This window comes from Pseudomonas morbosilactucae, from assembly GCF_023241715.1.
In the GTDB taxonomy this organism is placed as follows: Bacteria; Pseudomonadota; Gammaproteobacteria; order Pseudomonadales; family Pseudomonadaceae; genus Aquipseudomonas; species Aquipseudomonas morbosilactucae.
In genome coordinates, this window is record NZ_JALQCW010000001.1 from 17,188 (window position 1) to 32,078 (window position 14,891).

The 14,891-nt window shown below is 62.9% G+C and carries 12 protein-coding genes; 6 read left to right on the forward strand and 6 right to left on the reverse strand.

The window, feature by feature from the left end; translation table 11 throughout:
• The first annotated feature begins 12 nt into the window (after positions 1 to 12).
• A complete protein-coding gene (locus M1B34_RS00075) occupies positions 13 to 1,344 on the forward strand; it encodes a DUF58 domain-containing protein (RefSeq protein ID WP_268264091.1) in 1,332 nt (443 codons plus the stop codon).
• Between the two features lie 12 nt (positions 1,345 to 1,356).
• Here M1B34_RS00075 and M1B34_RS00080 read toward each other — a convergent pair whose 3' ends face one another.
• On the reverse strand, positions 1,357 to 1,716 hold the full coding sequence (locus M1B34_RS00080) for a PilZ domain-containing protein (protein ID WP_268264092.1): 360 nt from the start codon (positions 1,714 to 1,716) through the stop codon (positions 1,357 to 1,359).
• A 226-nt stretch (positions 1,717 to 1,942) separates the two neighbouring features.
• Positions 1,943 to 2,317: a tetratricopeptide repeat protein gene (locus tag M1B34_RS00085; protein WP_123328616.1), complete on the reverse strand. Its 375-nt coding sequence runs from the start codon at positions 2,315 to 2,317 to the stop codon at positions 1,943 to 1,945.
• 157 nt (positions 2,318 to 2,474) lie between these two features.
• On the opposite strand from M1B34_RS00085, the gene pyk reads away from it, so the two are divergent.
• Positions 2,475 to 3,926 carry a pyruvate kinase gene (gene pyk, locus M1B34_RS00090; protein WP_123328617.1) on the forward strand — a complete coding sequence of 484 codons (1,452 nt, stop codon included), beginning with the start codon at positions 2,475 to 2,477 and terminating at the stop codon, positions 3,924 to 3,926.
• 105 nt (positions 3,927 to 4,031) lie between these two features.
• Here pyk and M1B34_RS00095 read toward each other — a convergent pair whose 3' ends face one another.
• From M1B34_RS00095 to M1B34_RS00105, 3 genes are read right to left on the reverse strand one after another with little or no spacing between them, the layout of a single operon-like run.
• Complete coding sequence (locus M1B34_RS00095; protein WP_268264093.1) at positions 4,032 to 4,781, reverse strand: enoyl-CoA hydratase-related protein; 750 nt, start codon at positions 4,779 to 4,781, stop codon at positions 4,032 to 4,034.
• A gap of 29 nt (positions 4,782 to 4,810) precedes the next feature.
• Positions 4,811 to 5,749, reverse strand: coding sequence for an iron-sulfur-binding ferredoxin reductase (locus tag M1B34_RS00100; RefSeq protein ID WP_268264094.1), 939 nt, complete (start codon positions 5,747 to 5,749; stop codon positions 4,811 to 4,813).
• Entirely contained in the window at positions 5,742 to 6,848 is a 1,107-nt protein-coding gene (locus tag M1B34_RS00105) for a GGDEF domain-containing protein (protein WP_268264095.1), read from the reverse strand. Before M1B34_RS00105 ends, M1B34_RS00100 begins: the two co-directional genes overlap by 8 nt.
• A gap of 338 nt (positions 6,849 to 7,186) precedes the next feature.
• On the opposite strand from M1B34_RS00105, the gene M1B34_RS00110 reads away from it, so the two are divergent.
• The 4 genes from M1B34_RS00110 (at position 7,187) to M1B34_RS00125 (ending at position 13,574) form a co-directional block, all read left to right on the forward strand.
• Positions 7,187 to 8,710, forward strand: a complete 1,524-nt coding sequence (locus tag M1B34_RS00110) for a fumarate hydratase (RefSeq protein WP_123328621.1) — start codon at positions 7,187 to 7,189, stop codon at positions 8,708 to 8,710.
• A gap of 159 nt (positions 8,711 to 8,869) precedes the next feature.
• A complete protein-coding gene (locus tag M1B34_RS00115; protein ID WP_268264096.1) occupies positions 8,870 to 10,636 on the forward strand; it encodes an ATP-binding protein in 1,767 nt (588 codons plus the stop codon).
• Positions 10,630 to 11,964 carry a sigma-54-dependent transcriptional regulator gene (locus tag M1B34_RS00120; protein WP_268264097.1) on the forward strand — a complete coding sequence of 445 codons (1,335 nt, stop codon included), beginning with the start codon at positions 10,630 to 10,632 and terminating at the stop codon, positions 11,962 to 11,964. Before M1B34_RS00115 ends, M1B34_RS00120 begins: the two co-directional genes overlap by 7 nt.
• A 287-nt stretch (positions 11,965 to 12,251) precedes the next feature.
• On the forward strand, positions 12,252 to 13,574 hold the full coding sequence (locus M1B34_RS00125) for an MFS transporter (RefSeq protein ID WP_123328624.1): 1,323 nt from the start codon (positions 12,252 to 12,254) through the stop codon (positions 13,572 to 13,574).
• Positions 13,575 to 13,624: 50 nt separating this feature from the next.
• Here M1B34_RS00125 and M1B34_RS00130 read toward each other — a convergent pair whose 3' ends face one another.
• A complete protein-coding gene (locus M1B34_RS00130; protein ID WP_268264098.1) occupies positions 13,625 to 14,380 on the reverse strand; it encodes a COG4705 family protein in 756 nt (251 codons plus the stop codon).
• Between the last annotated feature and the right edge of the window lie 511 nt (positions 14,381 to 14,891).

Below are 14,891 nucleotides of genomic sequence, written 5' to 3' on the forward strand. Positions count from 1 at the left end.
TCGGTCACAGCCATGAAACCCTCGCGCCTGCTCCTGATCTGGCTCGCCAGCCTGGCCCTGCTGGACATCGTGCTGGGGGCAACCCGGGCCCTGGGGCTGGCCGTTCCCGACAGCCTGCTGTCGATCGCCTGGGCCCTGCTGCTGGCGCTGCTGATCCTGGCGCTGCTGGACGCCCTACGCCTGCACCGCCTGCCCTCGCCGCAACTGCGCCGACAACTGCCCGGCAGCCTGCCGCTGGGGCGTTGGAGCGAGGTGCGCCTGGAGCTGCTGCCCAGCGCTGACCAGCCTCTGGTGATCGAGGTGTTTGACCACGCGCCCAATGGCCTGAGCTTCGAGCACCTGCCACAGCGCGTGGTACTGGAACCGGGCCAGGGCAGCCAGCTCAGCTACCGGGTGCGCCCCCTCAAGCGCGGCCATTTCAGCTTCCTGCACTGCGAAATCAACCTGCCCAGCCCCCTCGGCCTGTGGTCAGCCAAACGCTTGCTGGCAGTGGCCGACAGCACCCGCGTCTACCCGGACTTCGCCCGCCTCTACGGCGGCCAACTGCAAGCAGTGGACAACTGGATCAGCCAGCTCGGGGTACGTCAGTTGCAACGCCGGGGCCTGGGCCTGGAGTTCAATCAGTTGCGGGAGTTTCGTGAGGGCGACAGCCTGCGGCAGATCGACTGGAAAGCCACGGCCCGGCAACGCACGCCGATTGCCCGGGAATACCAGGACGAACGGGACCAGCAAATCATTTTCATGCTCGATTGCGGCCGGCGCATGCGCAGCCAGGACGGCGAGCTGGCGCACTTCGACCACGCCCTCAACGCCTGCCTGCTGCTCAGCTATGTGGCGTTGCGCCAGGGCGATGCCGTGGGCCTGAGCACCTTTGCCGGTGCCCAGCCGCGCTACCTGGCGCCGGTCAAAGGGGCAGCGCAACTCAACGTACTGCTCAACGGTGTCTACGACCTCGACAGCAGCCAGCGCCCCGCCGACTATCAGGCCGCGGCCAGCGAGTTGCTGGCCCGGCAGAAACGCCGAGCGCTGGTGGTGCTGATCACTAACCTGCGGGACGAGGACGACGAAGAGTTGCTCACGGCGGTCAAACGCTTGGGGCGCCAGCATCGGGTGCTGGTCGCCAGCCTGCGCGAAGAAGTGCTCGACGAACTGCGCCAGTCTCCGGTGCAGACCCTGCCCGAAGCCCTGGCCTACTGTGGCACCCTCAACTACCTGAATGCCCGCTCGGAACTGCATGAGCGCCTGCAAGCCCAGGGCGTTCCGCTGCTCGACACCCGTCCCGGCGAACTGGGGCCGCAACTGGTGAGCCGCTACCTGAGCTGGAAGAAAGCCGGAACCCTGTAGCCGGACGACGGATCAGGCCGACGTCTGCACCGGATAGAAACTGAAGTAGTGACGCAACGACTGCACCAGTTGCAGGTACTCCAGCGGGCTGCGCAACAGGCTGAAACCGGAGTCGTAGGAATGGGGCGTGACGTCTTCGTGGCACCACAGGCAGCAGGCGGTGAAATCGACCATCTGCAGGTGGCCGTCCGTGGACGGGATTTTCAGGCGCAAATCGAAATCGGCACCAATCAGCATCGGCAGTTGGCTGATCAGCATCAACCCGTCCTCAGAAACATTGCCCAGGTAACCCACAGGCTTGTCCGTGAAGCGGTTGAACACCTTTAAAAAATACGGCAACTGGTGCCGCTCGATACGACGTTCGGTGAACATGCTGGGTATCGCTATGGAAAGGTCATTAAGCATGACCGCACTAGTGCTTCGAAACAGGCCTGGCACGCAGGCTCATTCTCCCGGGGCCCGGCGACTGGAGTGCGCTCGGCACAAGGCCTGAGCGGCTGGAACCCCTGCCGCGGTGTTTAGAGAAAAGGCTCTAAACCCATCTGAAAAATCTTAGCTCAACGCCGCCACGAGGCCAGCGTCGTGATGCTGACCGACCTTACAACGCGGTCGGTCGTACCTGGGCACCTGTGCGGGCCGGGTAGTAACCCAACTGCTGCAAGGTTTCCAGTCGGGCGCGGGCACGGTAAGCGTACTCGCTGCTGGGGTACTGGGTAATGATGAATTGGTAGGTCTGGGCCGCATCGACGAAGAGTTTCTGCCGTTCCAGGCACTGCCCGCGCAACATCGACACTTCCGGCTTGATATAGCCACGGGTGCGACTGGTGCGATCAACCTGGCTCAGCTCGAGCATCACGCTTTCGCAATTGCCACGGTCGTAGGCGCGGTAGGCATTGTTCAAATGGTGGTCCATGGACCAGCGGGTACAGCCGACAACACTGACGGCCAGGGCAGCAATGAGTACGAATCGCATGGGGTATCTCCTGTCTTGTGCAGTGTATCGACTCATCGGCGAAAATCTTCAAGGTTGTTGCTTTAAACAAACAAACGAATAAGTAGTGCAAACGAACAATGACTACAACTTCGGACCATAGTAGCCTCTCGTTGCGCTTGAACTCAGGAGTCTGTGCATGTCCGTTCGTCGTACTAAAATCGTCGCCACCCTTGGCCCGGCCAGTAATTCGCCGGAAGTTCTGGAACAGTTGATTCTCGCGGGCCTCGATGTCGCCCGTCTGAACTTCTCCCACGGCACCCCGGACGAGCACAAGGCTCGCGCCAAACTGGTTCGCGACCTCGCCGCCAAGCACGGGCGTTTCGTCGCGCTGCTGGGTGACCTGCAAGGCCCGAAAATCCGTATCGCCAAATTCGCCAATAAGCGTATCGAACTGAAGATCGGTGACAAGTTCACCTTCTCCACCAGTCATGCGCTGACCGAAGGCAACCAGGACATCGTCGGCATCGACTATCCGGACCTGGTCAAAGACTGCGGCGTCGGCGACGAACTGCTGCTGGACGACGGTCGTGTGGTGATGCGCGTCGAAACCGCCACTGCCACCGAACTGCATTGCGTCGTGACCATCGGCGGCCCGCTGTCGGACCACAAAGGCATCAACCGTCGCGGCGGCGGCCTGACTGCACCGGCCCTGACCGAGAAAGACAAGGCCGACATCAAGCTCGCGGCCGAGATGGAAGTCGACTACCTGGCGGTGTCCTTCCCCCGTGACGCAGCCGACATGGAATACGCTCGCAAACTGCGCGACGAAGCCGGCGGCACCGCCTGGCTGGTGGCGAAGATCGAACGTGCCGAAGCCGTGGCTGACGACGAAACCCTCGACGGCCTGATCAAGGCCAGCGACGCGGTGATGGTTGCTCGTGGTGACCTGGGTGTGGAAATCGGCGACGCCGAACTGGTGGGCATCCAGAAGAAAATCATTCTGCATGCACGTCGTCACAACAAAGCGGTGATCGTTGCGACCCAGATGATGGAGTCGATGATCCAGAACCCGATGCCGACCCGCGCTGAAGTCTCCGACGTAGCCAACGCCGTGCTCGACTACACCGACGCCGTCATGCTTTCGGCAGAAAGCGCCGCCGGTGCCTACCCGCTGGAAGCGGTCCAGGCCATGGCGCGTATCTGCGTCGGTGCCGAAAAGCACCCGACCAGCAAAAGCTCCAGCCACCGTCTGGGCAAGGTGTTCGAAAGCTGCGACCAGAGCATCGCCCTGGCCGCCATGTACACCGCCAACCACTTCCCCGGTGTGAAGGCGATCATCGCCCTGACCGAGAGTGGCTACACGCCGTTGATCATGTCGCGTATCCGTTCCTCGGTGCCGATCTACGCCTACTCCCCGCATCGCGAAACCCAGGCCCGCGCGGCCATGTTCCGTGGCGTCTACACCGTGCCGTTCGACCCTGCGTCCTTGCCACCCGAGCAAGTCAGCCAGGCCGCGATCGACGAGTTGCTCAAGCGCGGCGTTGTGGAAAAAGGCGACTGGGTCATCCTCACCAAGGGCGACAGCTACCACACCACCGGCGGCACCAACGGCATGAAGATCCTGCACGTTGGCGACCCGATGGTTTAAGCAGCCAATGCTTTAACTGGCTAAGCGCTGTACGAAAAAGCCTCGCTGGTGAACGCCAGCGAGGCTTTTTCATGCCCGGAAGAAAGCGGCTGCGGGCGCTGCTTTTCAGCCTTTGGCCAGAAATGCCGAGAGCGCCGCAATGGCCTCCGGCGTCTGCAAGCGCTGGGAAAACAAGCGCCCTTCTTCCTCGATCACCTGGCGCAAGGGTTGCCGATCCGCCGCCCTCATCAATTGCTTGCTGAGCTGCACCGCCGCGGGCGGCAGCTGGCTGAAACGCCGGGCGGCCTCATGGGCACAGGCCAGTGTCGCCTCGCCATCGACCAAGGCTTGGGTCGCCAGGCCCCAGGCGGCTGCCTGCTCGCCACTGAAGGCCTCGCCCAGCAGTAACAGTTGCGCCGCCCTGGCATGGCCCAGCAGGCGCGGAAGAATCAGGCTGGAGCCAAACTCCGGGCACAGCCCGAGGTTGACGAAGGGCATGCGTAACCGGGCATCGGCGCTGACATAAACCAGATCGCAGTGCAGCAACAAGGTGGTGCCGATTCCCACCGCCGGGCCGGCGACCGCCGCTACCACTGGCTTGCGGCACTCGAACAGGCTGCGCATAAAGCGGAACACCGGGCTGTCGAGGCCACTGGGAGGCTGTTCGAGGAAGTCGGCAATGTCGTTGCCAGCGGTAAAACATTGGCTGCTGCCGCTGATCAACAAGGCATTGATGTCAGGGTCGGCGTCGGCCTGTTCCAGCACCTCGGCCAGGCGGCTGTACATGGCCCGGGTCAGGGCATTTTTCTTTTCAGGGCGGTTCAGGCGCACGCTCAGCAGCCCGCCCTCGCGCTCCACCAACAGGGTATCGGTCATGGCTATCTCACTCTGGGCAGTCAGCGCACTCAACCCCGGGGCAGGAAGACGTCGGCCAGCAGTTGATTACGCGGCAACCCCGCCAGGTACAAACGTCGGGCGAAGGCGTCGACGTTGTCGGGGTGACCGCAGAGTAAAGCCAGGGTTTGCCGCGAAACAAGCCGCAGCTGGGCCAGCGCTGCCGGCATTTCAGCCGTCGTCAGCAGCTCGACGCTGAGGTTTTGCCGCTGGGCCGCCAGCGCTGCCAGGGGTTTGGCCAGGTAGTGCTCGCTGGCGTCATGGGCCAAGTGAATGACGCGGATGGCGCCTTGATGATCCTGGCGCAAGGCCTCGCGCAAGACCCCGAACAACGGCGCCAGCCCGGTGCCTGCCGCCAACAGCCAGAGCGGGCGCGCCTGCCAGTCGGGATCGTAGTGCAGCGCCCCGCCGCGCAATTCGCCCAGGCGCAGCCCATCCCCCGGCTTGAGATGGCGTGCGCCATCACTGAACGCACCGGGGTGACGGCAGTCCAGATGGAATTCGAGAAATGGGTCTTCCTGGGGCAGGCTGGCCAGGGAATACGGACGGGCGACGTTCGCTCCGTTCCACAACACCAGGTGCTGACCTGCCTGGTAACGCAAGGGACGTTCCGGCTGCAAGCGCAGGCGCAGGACGCTGGACGACAGCCAATCGGCCGCCACCACCGTTGCCAGTAAACCGTCACGCGCAGGGTCGAAGGCTTCGACCTGCAAGTCCTCGACCACCTGGCACTGGCAGGCCAGGCGCCAGCCCATTGCACGCTGCTCATCGCTCAAGGCATCCGGGCGGCTGTCGCTGGGCAGGCCTTTGACACAATGCACCAGGCAGGCATGGCAACTGCCGGCTCGGCAACTGTAGGGCACCGCCACCCCCGCCTGATTCAGCGCATCCAGCAGGTTGCTGCCAAGGGCGACCGACCATTGCTGTAACCCCACGCGCAACTCAGGCATCGACTGCTTCCCAAGCCGCTGCGCAGCGATTGCGGCCATCGCGCTTGGCGCGATACAACGCCTGGTCGGCGCGGTGCAGGGCATCGTCCAAGTCATCACCGCACTGCAACAGGGTCATGCCCGCCGACAGGCTCAGGTCGCCGACCCGCAGGCCCACCAGTTGCACCTCCATAAAGGCCAGGCGCAGGCGTTCGCAGCAGGACGTCAGGCGTTCGGCGCTGCATTCGGGGATCAGCACCACGAACTCCTCGCCGCCATAACGCGCCAGCACATCGCCGTCACGCAGGCAGGCACTGGCCACCCCGGCGAACGCCTGCAACACCTGATCGCCGGCGGCGTGGCCGTGCATATCGTTGATGCGTTTGAAATGGTCGAGGTCGATCAACGCCAGGCCGTGGACCTGGTCGTTATCCATGGCATGCAGCTCCCGGGAAGCCAGGCGCAGGAAATGACGACGGTTGAAGAGGCCAGTCAGTTCATCGGTGGCGACCAGGTCTTCCAACTGCCGCATCATGCCGCGCAGGGTGTCCTGGTGGGCCTGCAACGCAAAGCGCCGCTGGCGCATGCGCAAGCGCGACGCCTGGACGTAGCTGGCATACAGGCACAACCACAAGAGGATCACGAACAGCACACAGACTTGCAGCACCGCCAGTTGCGGATCTGCCAGCTTGAAGTGATAGGCGTCCCAGAGGTTGATGCCGGCGAAGCTGAAGAAGATCAACGCCGCACACCGCACAAACGCCCGCCGTGACAAGTGAAACAAACCGAACAGCAGCGGCAGGACGTAGAACACCAGGAAGGTTCCGCGGGCACCGTCGAGATGGGCGATCATCCAGGACTGCCAGGCAATGCCCAGCAGCACCTGCGCCTGGGTCAGGCTGGGGTCGTTGAAACGCAGGTTGCGGCCACTGAGGAAGAGCCACAGGAACACCGCTTGGGTGGCGATCACCAGCAGCGTGTCGAACAACGCGCCAGTCGCCGAGGCCGAATAGTAGCCACCAAGAATGGCCAGCCATAGCAGCAGCAACATCAGCGCATAAGTGCCCGCGGCAATAGCAAAGCGCTTGAGCAATAGGCTCTGGATGGCTTTATGGGTCAATCGTTGACTCACCGTGCAAAAGGGGGCTTTAAAGAGTTTCCTACCCTACAGGCCACTAGCCACTTTAGTGCCGTGGCCCAAAAATAACTATTCAAATTTTCAGCGGTTGTACAGCTATTGGTAGCTGATCCACGCAAGAACAGTGCCCGCTCGCCGCCCGACTTTCGTTTGGCGCCTGGCGGATGTGCCGCGCCCCGAGGCGCGTTATACTGCCGCGCCTTTTTAGCGTCGCGCCAGTTACATGTCCGGCGTGCCATAGAAGGTGACTGCAACCGACCGATGCACCCTAGCTGCAGTCACCTTATTAAATGTTCCCGTCTTTTAGAGGAGCGCGACTCATGACCGTGATCAAGCAAGATGACCTGATTCAGAGCGTTGCCGACGCCCTGCAATTCATTTCCTACTACCACCCCGTGGACTTCATCCAGGCGATGCACGAGGCCTACCTGCGCGAAGAATCGCCGGCAGCCCGTGACTCCATGGCGCAGATCCTGATCAACTCGCGCATGTGCGCCACCGGCCACCGCCCGATCTGCCAGGACACCGGCATCGTGACCGTGTTCGTACGCGTGGGCATGGACGTGCGCTGGGATGGCGCGACCATGAGCCTGGACGACATGATCAACGAAGGCGTGCGTCGCGCTTACAACCTGCCGGAAAACGTCCTGCGGGCCTCTATCCTGGCCGACCCGGCCGGGGCGCGTAAAAACACCAAGGACAACACCCCTGCGGTCATCCACTACTCCATCGTCCCGGGCAACACCGTGGAAGTGGACGTGGCGGCCAAGGGCGGCGGCTCCGAGAACAAGTCGAAAATGGCCATGCTCAACCCGTCCGACTCGATCGTCGACTGGGTGCTCAAGACCGTTCCGACCATGGGCGCCGGCTGGTGCCCACCGGGCATGCTGGGCATCGGCATCGGCGGCACCGCCGAAAAAGCGGCGGTGATGGCCAAGGAAGTGTTGATGGAGTCCATCGACATCCACGAGCTGAAAAAGCGCGGCCCGCAGAACCGCATCGAAGAAATGCGCCTGGAGCTGTTCGAGAAGGTCAACCAACTGGGCATCGGCGCCCAGGGCCTGGGTGGCCTGACCACCGTGCTCGACGTGAAGATCATGGACTACCCGACCCACGCCGCCTCGCTGCCGGTGTGCATGATCCCCAACTGCGCCGCCACCCGTCACGCGCACTTCGTGCTCGACGGTTCCGGCCCGGCCGAACTGGAAGCGCCGCCCCTCGACGCCTACCCGGAAATCGTCTGGGAAGCCGGCCCGTCGGCGCGCCGCGTCAACCTCGACACCCTGACTCCAGAAGACGTGCAGAGCTGGCAGCCGGGCGAAACCGTGTTGCTCAACGGCAAGATGCTCACCGGCCGCGACGCCGCGCACAAACGCATGGTCGAGATGCTCAACAAGGGTGAAACCCTGCCAGTGGATCTCAAAGGCCGTTTCATCTACTACGTCGGCCCGGTCGATCCAGTGGGCGACGAAGTGGTCGGCCCGGCTGGCCCGACCACCGCCACGCGCATGGACAAGTTCACCCGGCAGATCCTCGAGCAGACTGGCTTGCTGGGCATGATCGGCAAGTCCGAACGTGGCCCGACCGCCATCGACGCGATCAAGGACAACAAGGCCGTGTACCTGATGGCCGTCGGCGGCGCTGCTTACCTAGTGGCCCAGGCGATCAAGAAGTCCAAGGTCCTGGCCTTCGCCGAACTGGGCATGGAAGCGATCTACGAGTTCGAGGTCAAGGACATGCCGGTCACTGTCGCGGTCGACAGCAAAGGCGAGTCGGTGCACATCACCGGTCCTGCGATCTGGCAGAAAAAGATCAGTGAAAGCCTGGCAGTAGAAGTGCAGTAAGCCCTTCTGCCTGTCCCTCAAGGCGGCGGTGTTGTTCATTGAACAGCCCGCCGCCTTTTTCATGGGCGCGTTTAAAGTCACGCGCAAGCCGCCACGACCAAAGCCGTGCCCGGCACTCCATGCTATCGTTCCCGCCCCCATTGCCGCCTGCCCTGACTCATGGCCCAGATCTCGCGACCGCTCCGCCTGACGCTCTATACCCTATTGATTGTTGCCGGCACCGTGATCAGCGCCAGCCTGGCCATGCGCCACGCCGAACGCCAGGCGCTGGTGGACGATGCCGCCCGGGCCAAGGAGCAGTTGGCGCTATACGCCAACTCCCTGCACACCCTGATCGAACGTTATCGGGCCCTGCCCGCAGTGCTGGCCCTGGACCCGGAATTGCGCTCGGCCCTCAAGGGCCCGGTGGCACCTGAACAACAGGACGCCCTGAACCGCAAGCTGGAGAAAATCAACGGTGCCGCCCGCTCTTCCACCCTGGAATTGATGGACCACAGCGGCATGGCCGTGGCCGCCAGCAACTGGCGCCTGCCCAGCAGCTACGTGGGCCACAACTATGGTTTTCGCCCCTACTTCAGCCAGACCCGCAGCCAAGGCAGCGGCAGCTTCTACGCAGTGGGCGTGACCAGCGGCATTCCGGGCTATTTCCTGTCCAGCGCGGTGAAAGGCGATGCCGACGAGTTCCTCGGCGCCATGGTGGTCAAGCTGGAGTTTCCGGAACTGGAGCAGGAATGGAGCCAGGGCAGCGACACCCTGCTGGTCAGCGATGCCCGCGGCATTATCTTTATCGCCAACCAGCCCGGCTGGCGCTACCGTCATTTGCGCCCGCTGTCCGCAGACGACCTGGCCGAAATCAACCGCACTCGCCAATACCACAAACAGCCCCTGGCGCCCCTGGAGCACCAGACGCTGCAGGCGTTTGACGACAACGGCGGGCTGGTCCAGGTCGCGGGGCCGGAGGGCGCTGCAAGCTATCTGTGGGAGTCCCTGCCCCTGAGCGCCGAAGGCTGGACCCTGCACCTGCTGCGCAGGCCCCAGGGCGTCCTGGAGGACAGCCGCAATGCCGGGATCGCTGCGGTCGGGCTGTGGCTGACCCTGGTGTTCCTGCTGCTGTTCCTCAGCCAGCGCTGGCGCCTGGCCAAATTGCGCCAGCGCAGCCGCGAAGAACTTGAACAACTGGTGCAGGAACGCACCCGCGACCTGCGCACCGCCCAGGAGGGCCTGGTGCAATCGGCCAAGCTCGCCGCGCTGGGGCAGATGTCGGCAGCCCTGGCCCATGAAATCAACCAGCCGCTGACCACCCAGCGCATGCAACTGGCCACCCTCAGGCTGCTGCTGGACCACGGCCGGGTCGATGATGCCTACAAGGCCCTGCGCCCGCTGGACGATATGCTGACGCGCATGGCCGCCCTCACCAGCCACCTCAAGACCTTCGCCCGCAAAAGCCCCAGCGGCCTGCGTGAGCGCCTGGATCTGGCGGCGGTGGTGGACCAGTCCCTGCAATTGCTGGAGGCGCGTCTGCGGGATGAACAGGTGGACGTCGAGCTGCACCTGATCCGCCCTTCCTCGGTCCGTGGCGATGCCATTCGCCTGGAACAGGTGCTGATCAATCTGCTGCGCAACGCCCTGGATGCCATGCAGGACAAAGCCCTCAAGCGCCTGGTGATCCGCATCGAAGCCGACGAACAGCTGTGGCACCTGAGCGTGGCCGACAGCGGCGGCGGGATTGCCGAGGAGAACCTGCTGAGCGTGTTCGATCCGTTCTTCACCACCAAACCGGTGGGCGACGGCCTGGGGCTGGGCCTGGCGGTGTCCTACGCGATCGTGCATGAACTGGGCGGACGCCTGAGCGCCGCCAACCTGGAACAGGGTGCGGTGTTCACCCTGAGCCTGCCCATCGACCTGGAGGCCCATCTGCCATGTTGAACTCGGTGATGGTGGTGGACGACGAAAGCAGCATTCGCAACGCAGTGGAACAGTGGCTGAGCCTCTCGGGGTTCGAGGTCCAGTTATTCAGCCGCGGCGAAGAATGCCTGGCGCAACTGCCCGGGGACTTTCCCGGGGTGATCCTCAGCGATGTGCGCATGCCGGGCATGAGTGGCCTGGAACTGCTGGCCCAGGTCCAACGACGCGACCCCGACCTGCCGATCATCCTGCTCACCGGTCACGGCGACGTGCCCATGGCAGTGGAAGCCATGCGCGATGGTGCCTATGACTTCCTGGAAAAACCCTTCAGCCCGGACACCCTGCTCAGCAGCCTGCGCCGTGCCCTGGATAAGCGTCGCCTGGTCCTGGAAAACCGCCGCCTGCACGAGCTGGCCGACAACCGGGCCAGGATCGACGCCACCTTGCTGGGGGTTTCCCGCAGCCTGCAGACCCTGCGCCGCCAGGTGCTGGAGCTGGCAGCGCTGCCGGTGAATGTGCTGATCCGTGGCGAGACCGGCAGCGGCAAAGAGCTGATTGCCCGCTGCCTGCATGATTTCGGCCCACGGGCGGCCAAGCCTTTTGTCGCCCTAAATTGTGCGGCGATTCCCGAGCAACTGTTCGAGGCCGAACTGTTCGGCCACGAAAGCGGCGCCTTTACCGGCGCCCAAGGCAAGCGCATCGGCAAGCTGGAGTATGCCGACGGCGGCACCTTGTTCCTCGATGAGATTGAAAGCATGCCCCTGGCCCAGCAGGTCAAGCTGCTGCGGGTGTTGCAGGAGCAGAAACTCGAACGCCTGGGCTCCAACCAGAGCATCCGCGTGGACCTGCGAATCATTGCCGCGACCAAACCCGACTTGCTGGAAGAGGCGCGGGCCGGACGGTTTCGCGAAGACCTGGCCTACCGCTTGAACGTTGCCGAATTGCGCCTGCCGCCATTGCGCGAGCGTCGCGAAGACATTCCCCTGCTCTACGAACACTTCGCCCATGACGCCGCGCAACGCCTGGGTCGCCAACCCGGCCCATTGAGCGGCACACAACTGAGCCGCCTGCTCAGCCATGACTGGCCGGGCAACGTTCGCGAACTGGCCAACGTCGCTGAACGCCAGGTGCTGGGCCTGGGTGAGCCGGAGGTCGAGATGATCGACGCCGGGCAATCCCTGGCCGCCCAGCAGGAAGCCTTTGAGGCCCAGTGCCTGCGCGCCGCGCTGGCCCGGCACAAGGGCGATATCAAGGCCGTGCTCAGCGAGTTGCAACTGCCGCGCCGCACCCTGAATGAAAAGATGCAGCGTCACGGGCTGGTCCGGGAGATGTTCCTCAAGGAGGAATAACTCCCCACGGAAAAACCTGTGGGAGCCGGCTTGCCGGCGAAAAGGCCTTCAACCGGGGATGCCCCTCAGCGACGCCCGCTCTGGCATACCCGCTCGGTGTACCGTTGCGCCCCCTTCATTTAGGCAATTTACCGCCTACCCAATCCGCCCCATAAGCGGATTTCCGCTCATCATTTTCGCCCAACCCCTCTAGCCCGGGCTTCCCGCCGCTGGCACAGGTCCTGCTATAGCCCTGGCAGGCTGCGCTTGCGCGCGCTCCACAAAAACAATGAATAGAAGGATCCGTCATGGATATCTCGAACACCCTGCCCGCAGGGTCGGCGGCCGCGCCCGCCACCGAAAAGACCACGGCCAGTCGCCTGAAATCGATTTTCAGCGGTTCGGTCGGCAACATGGTCGAGTGGTACGACTGGTACGTCTACGCCGCTTTCTCGCTGTACTTCGCCAAAGTCTTCTTCCCCAAGGGCGACACCACCGCCCAGTTGCTGAACACCGCCGCCATCTTCGCCGTGGGCTTTTTGATGCGCCCGATCGGTGGCTGGCTGATGGGCCTGTACGCCGACCGTAAAGGGCGCAAGGCCGCGCTGATGGCTTCGGTGCTGCTGATGTGCTTCGGCTCGCTGATCATCGCCCTGACCCCGGGTTACGAAACCATCGGAGTCGGCGCCCCGATCCTGCTGGTACTGGCGCGGCTGATGCAGGGCCTGTCGGTAGGCGGTGAATACGGCACCTCGGCCACCTACCTCAGCGAGATGGCGACCAAGGAGCGCCGCGGCTTCTTCTCCAGCTTCCAGTACGTGACCCTGATCTCCGGCCAGCTCATCGCCCTGGCGGTGCTGATCGTGCTGCAGAACGTGCTGACCACCGAGGAACTGCAATCCTGGGGCTGGCGGATTCCGTTCGCCATCGGTGCCTTGTGTGCCGTGGTCGCCCTGTACCTGCGTCGCGGCATGGAAGAAACCGAGTCCTTCACCAAGAAGAAGGAAAAGCCCAAGGAAAGCCTGATGCGCACCCTGATGCGCCATCCCAAGGAACTGATGACGGTGGTCGGCCTGACCATGGGCGGCACCCTGGCGTTCTACACCTACACCACCTACATGCAGAAATACCTGGTGAACACCGTCGGCATGAGCATTTCCGACTCCACCACGATTTCCGCCGCCACGCTGTTCCTGTTCATGTGCCTGCAACCGGTGATCGGCGCCCTCTCGGACAAGATCGGTCGTCGCCCGATCCTGATCGCCTTCGGCATCCTCGGCACCCTGTTCACCGTGCCGATCCTCACCACCCTGCACACCATCCAGACCTGGTGGGGCGCGTTCTTCCTGATCATGGCGGCGCTGATCATTGTCAGCGGCTACACCTCGATCAACGCGGTGGTCAAAGCCGAGCTGTTCCCAACCGAAATCCGCGCCCTGGGCGTAGGCCTGCCTTATGCGCTGACGGTGTCGATCTTCGGCGGCACCGCTGAATACATTGCCCTGTGGTTCAAGAGCATCGGCATGGAAACCGGCTACTACTGGTACGTCACCGCCTGCATCGCCTGTTCGCTGCTGGTCTACGTGACCATGAAGGACACCCGCAAGCATTCGCGGATCGAAACAGACTGAAGAAAGCAAAACGCCCGGGTGCAAGGCCCGGGCGTTTTTTCATGTGTGGGTCAGGACAGTTCGGCGGCGCTCTGCCGTGAGTAGCGGTTCTGAGCCCAGGACGCGCCGACGATCATCACCAGCAGAATCCCCGCCAATACCGCCGACGAGCCGATGGTGCCGAAATCCAGGCCGCCTTTTTCATGGGGTTTGGTCAGGAAGTCGCCCAAGGTCGCGCCGAACGGCCGGGTCAACACAAACGCCACCCAGAACAACAGCACCGACGAGATTCGGGTGAAGTACTTGAGCAGGACCACCACGGCGATGGTCGAGCCGATCAGCAGTGCCCCGCCGGCAAAACCCAAGCCCGAATCGTCCGCCAGGAAATCCCCCAGCGCGGTGCCCAGGGTGTTGGAGAACAAGATCGCCATCCAGTAGAACAACTCGCCCCGCAAGGTCTGGATCTTGTTCACGTTCAGCGAATCGCCGCTCAGGCGCCAGGCAGCGAAAATCGCCAGCAGAATCGCGATCAGGATCATCGAGCCGGTGGCGTAGCCCAGCTCCAGGGTGCGGTCCATAAAGTCCGACATGGTGGTGCCGGCCGTGCTGGTGGACAGGATAACGATCCAGTACAGCACCGGGTTGTAGGTCTTGGAAAACAGCTGGGTGACCAGGGTCAGGACAAACACGCTGATGAGGATCATGGAACTGATGGCGTAACCGACGTTCAGGGTCATCGACAGCAAGTCGCCTGCGGTCTCTCCCAAGGTCGTCGCGCAGATTTTCATGACCCAGAACGCCAGGGTGATCTGAGGAAGTTTATTCATTGTGGGAAGTGCTCCAAGGCTCGGATTCAAGGTGGCCGGCTCTTGAATGTCCGGGCCTGGCGCAAGGCTGCGGGCGGCAGGGTGAAAAATAGGTAAGCGACAAATGAAAAAACCGTTCATCGCGATTTTTCCGCGTTAACCGCCAGATTAATCGCCCGTTAATTGGCCAGCCCCATTCTGCAAGGGTCCACAACCAGTCAGAGGCTTGACCGCCCTGTGCTCCAGGTAAAAAAGCGGTGCCTGGTGGACGGCGACCCGACAAACGAATCGATTAATTCGATTATTTAAAGCATTTATTTGCGCTTTTTAATCAGATTGATCGGCGTATTCTTCAACCCATGCCCAGCGCACACAACCCTTAACGAATCTGGAGTGACCACCATGAAAACCAAACTGATCCTCGCCCTGACCCTCTCGGTACTGGCTGCCAACACCTTCGCGGCTGACGGTTTCGACCGTACCGGTTCCGCCATCGCTGCTGACGGTTATGACCGCACCGGCTCCGCCACCG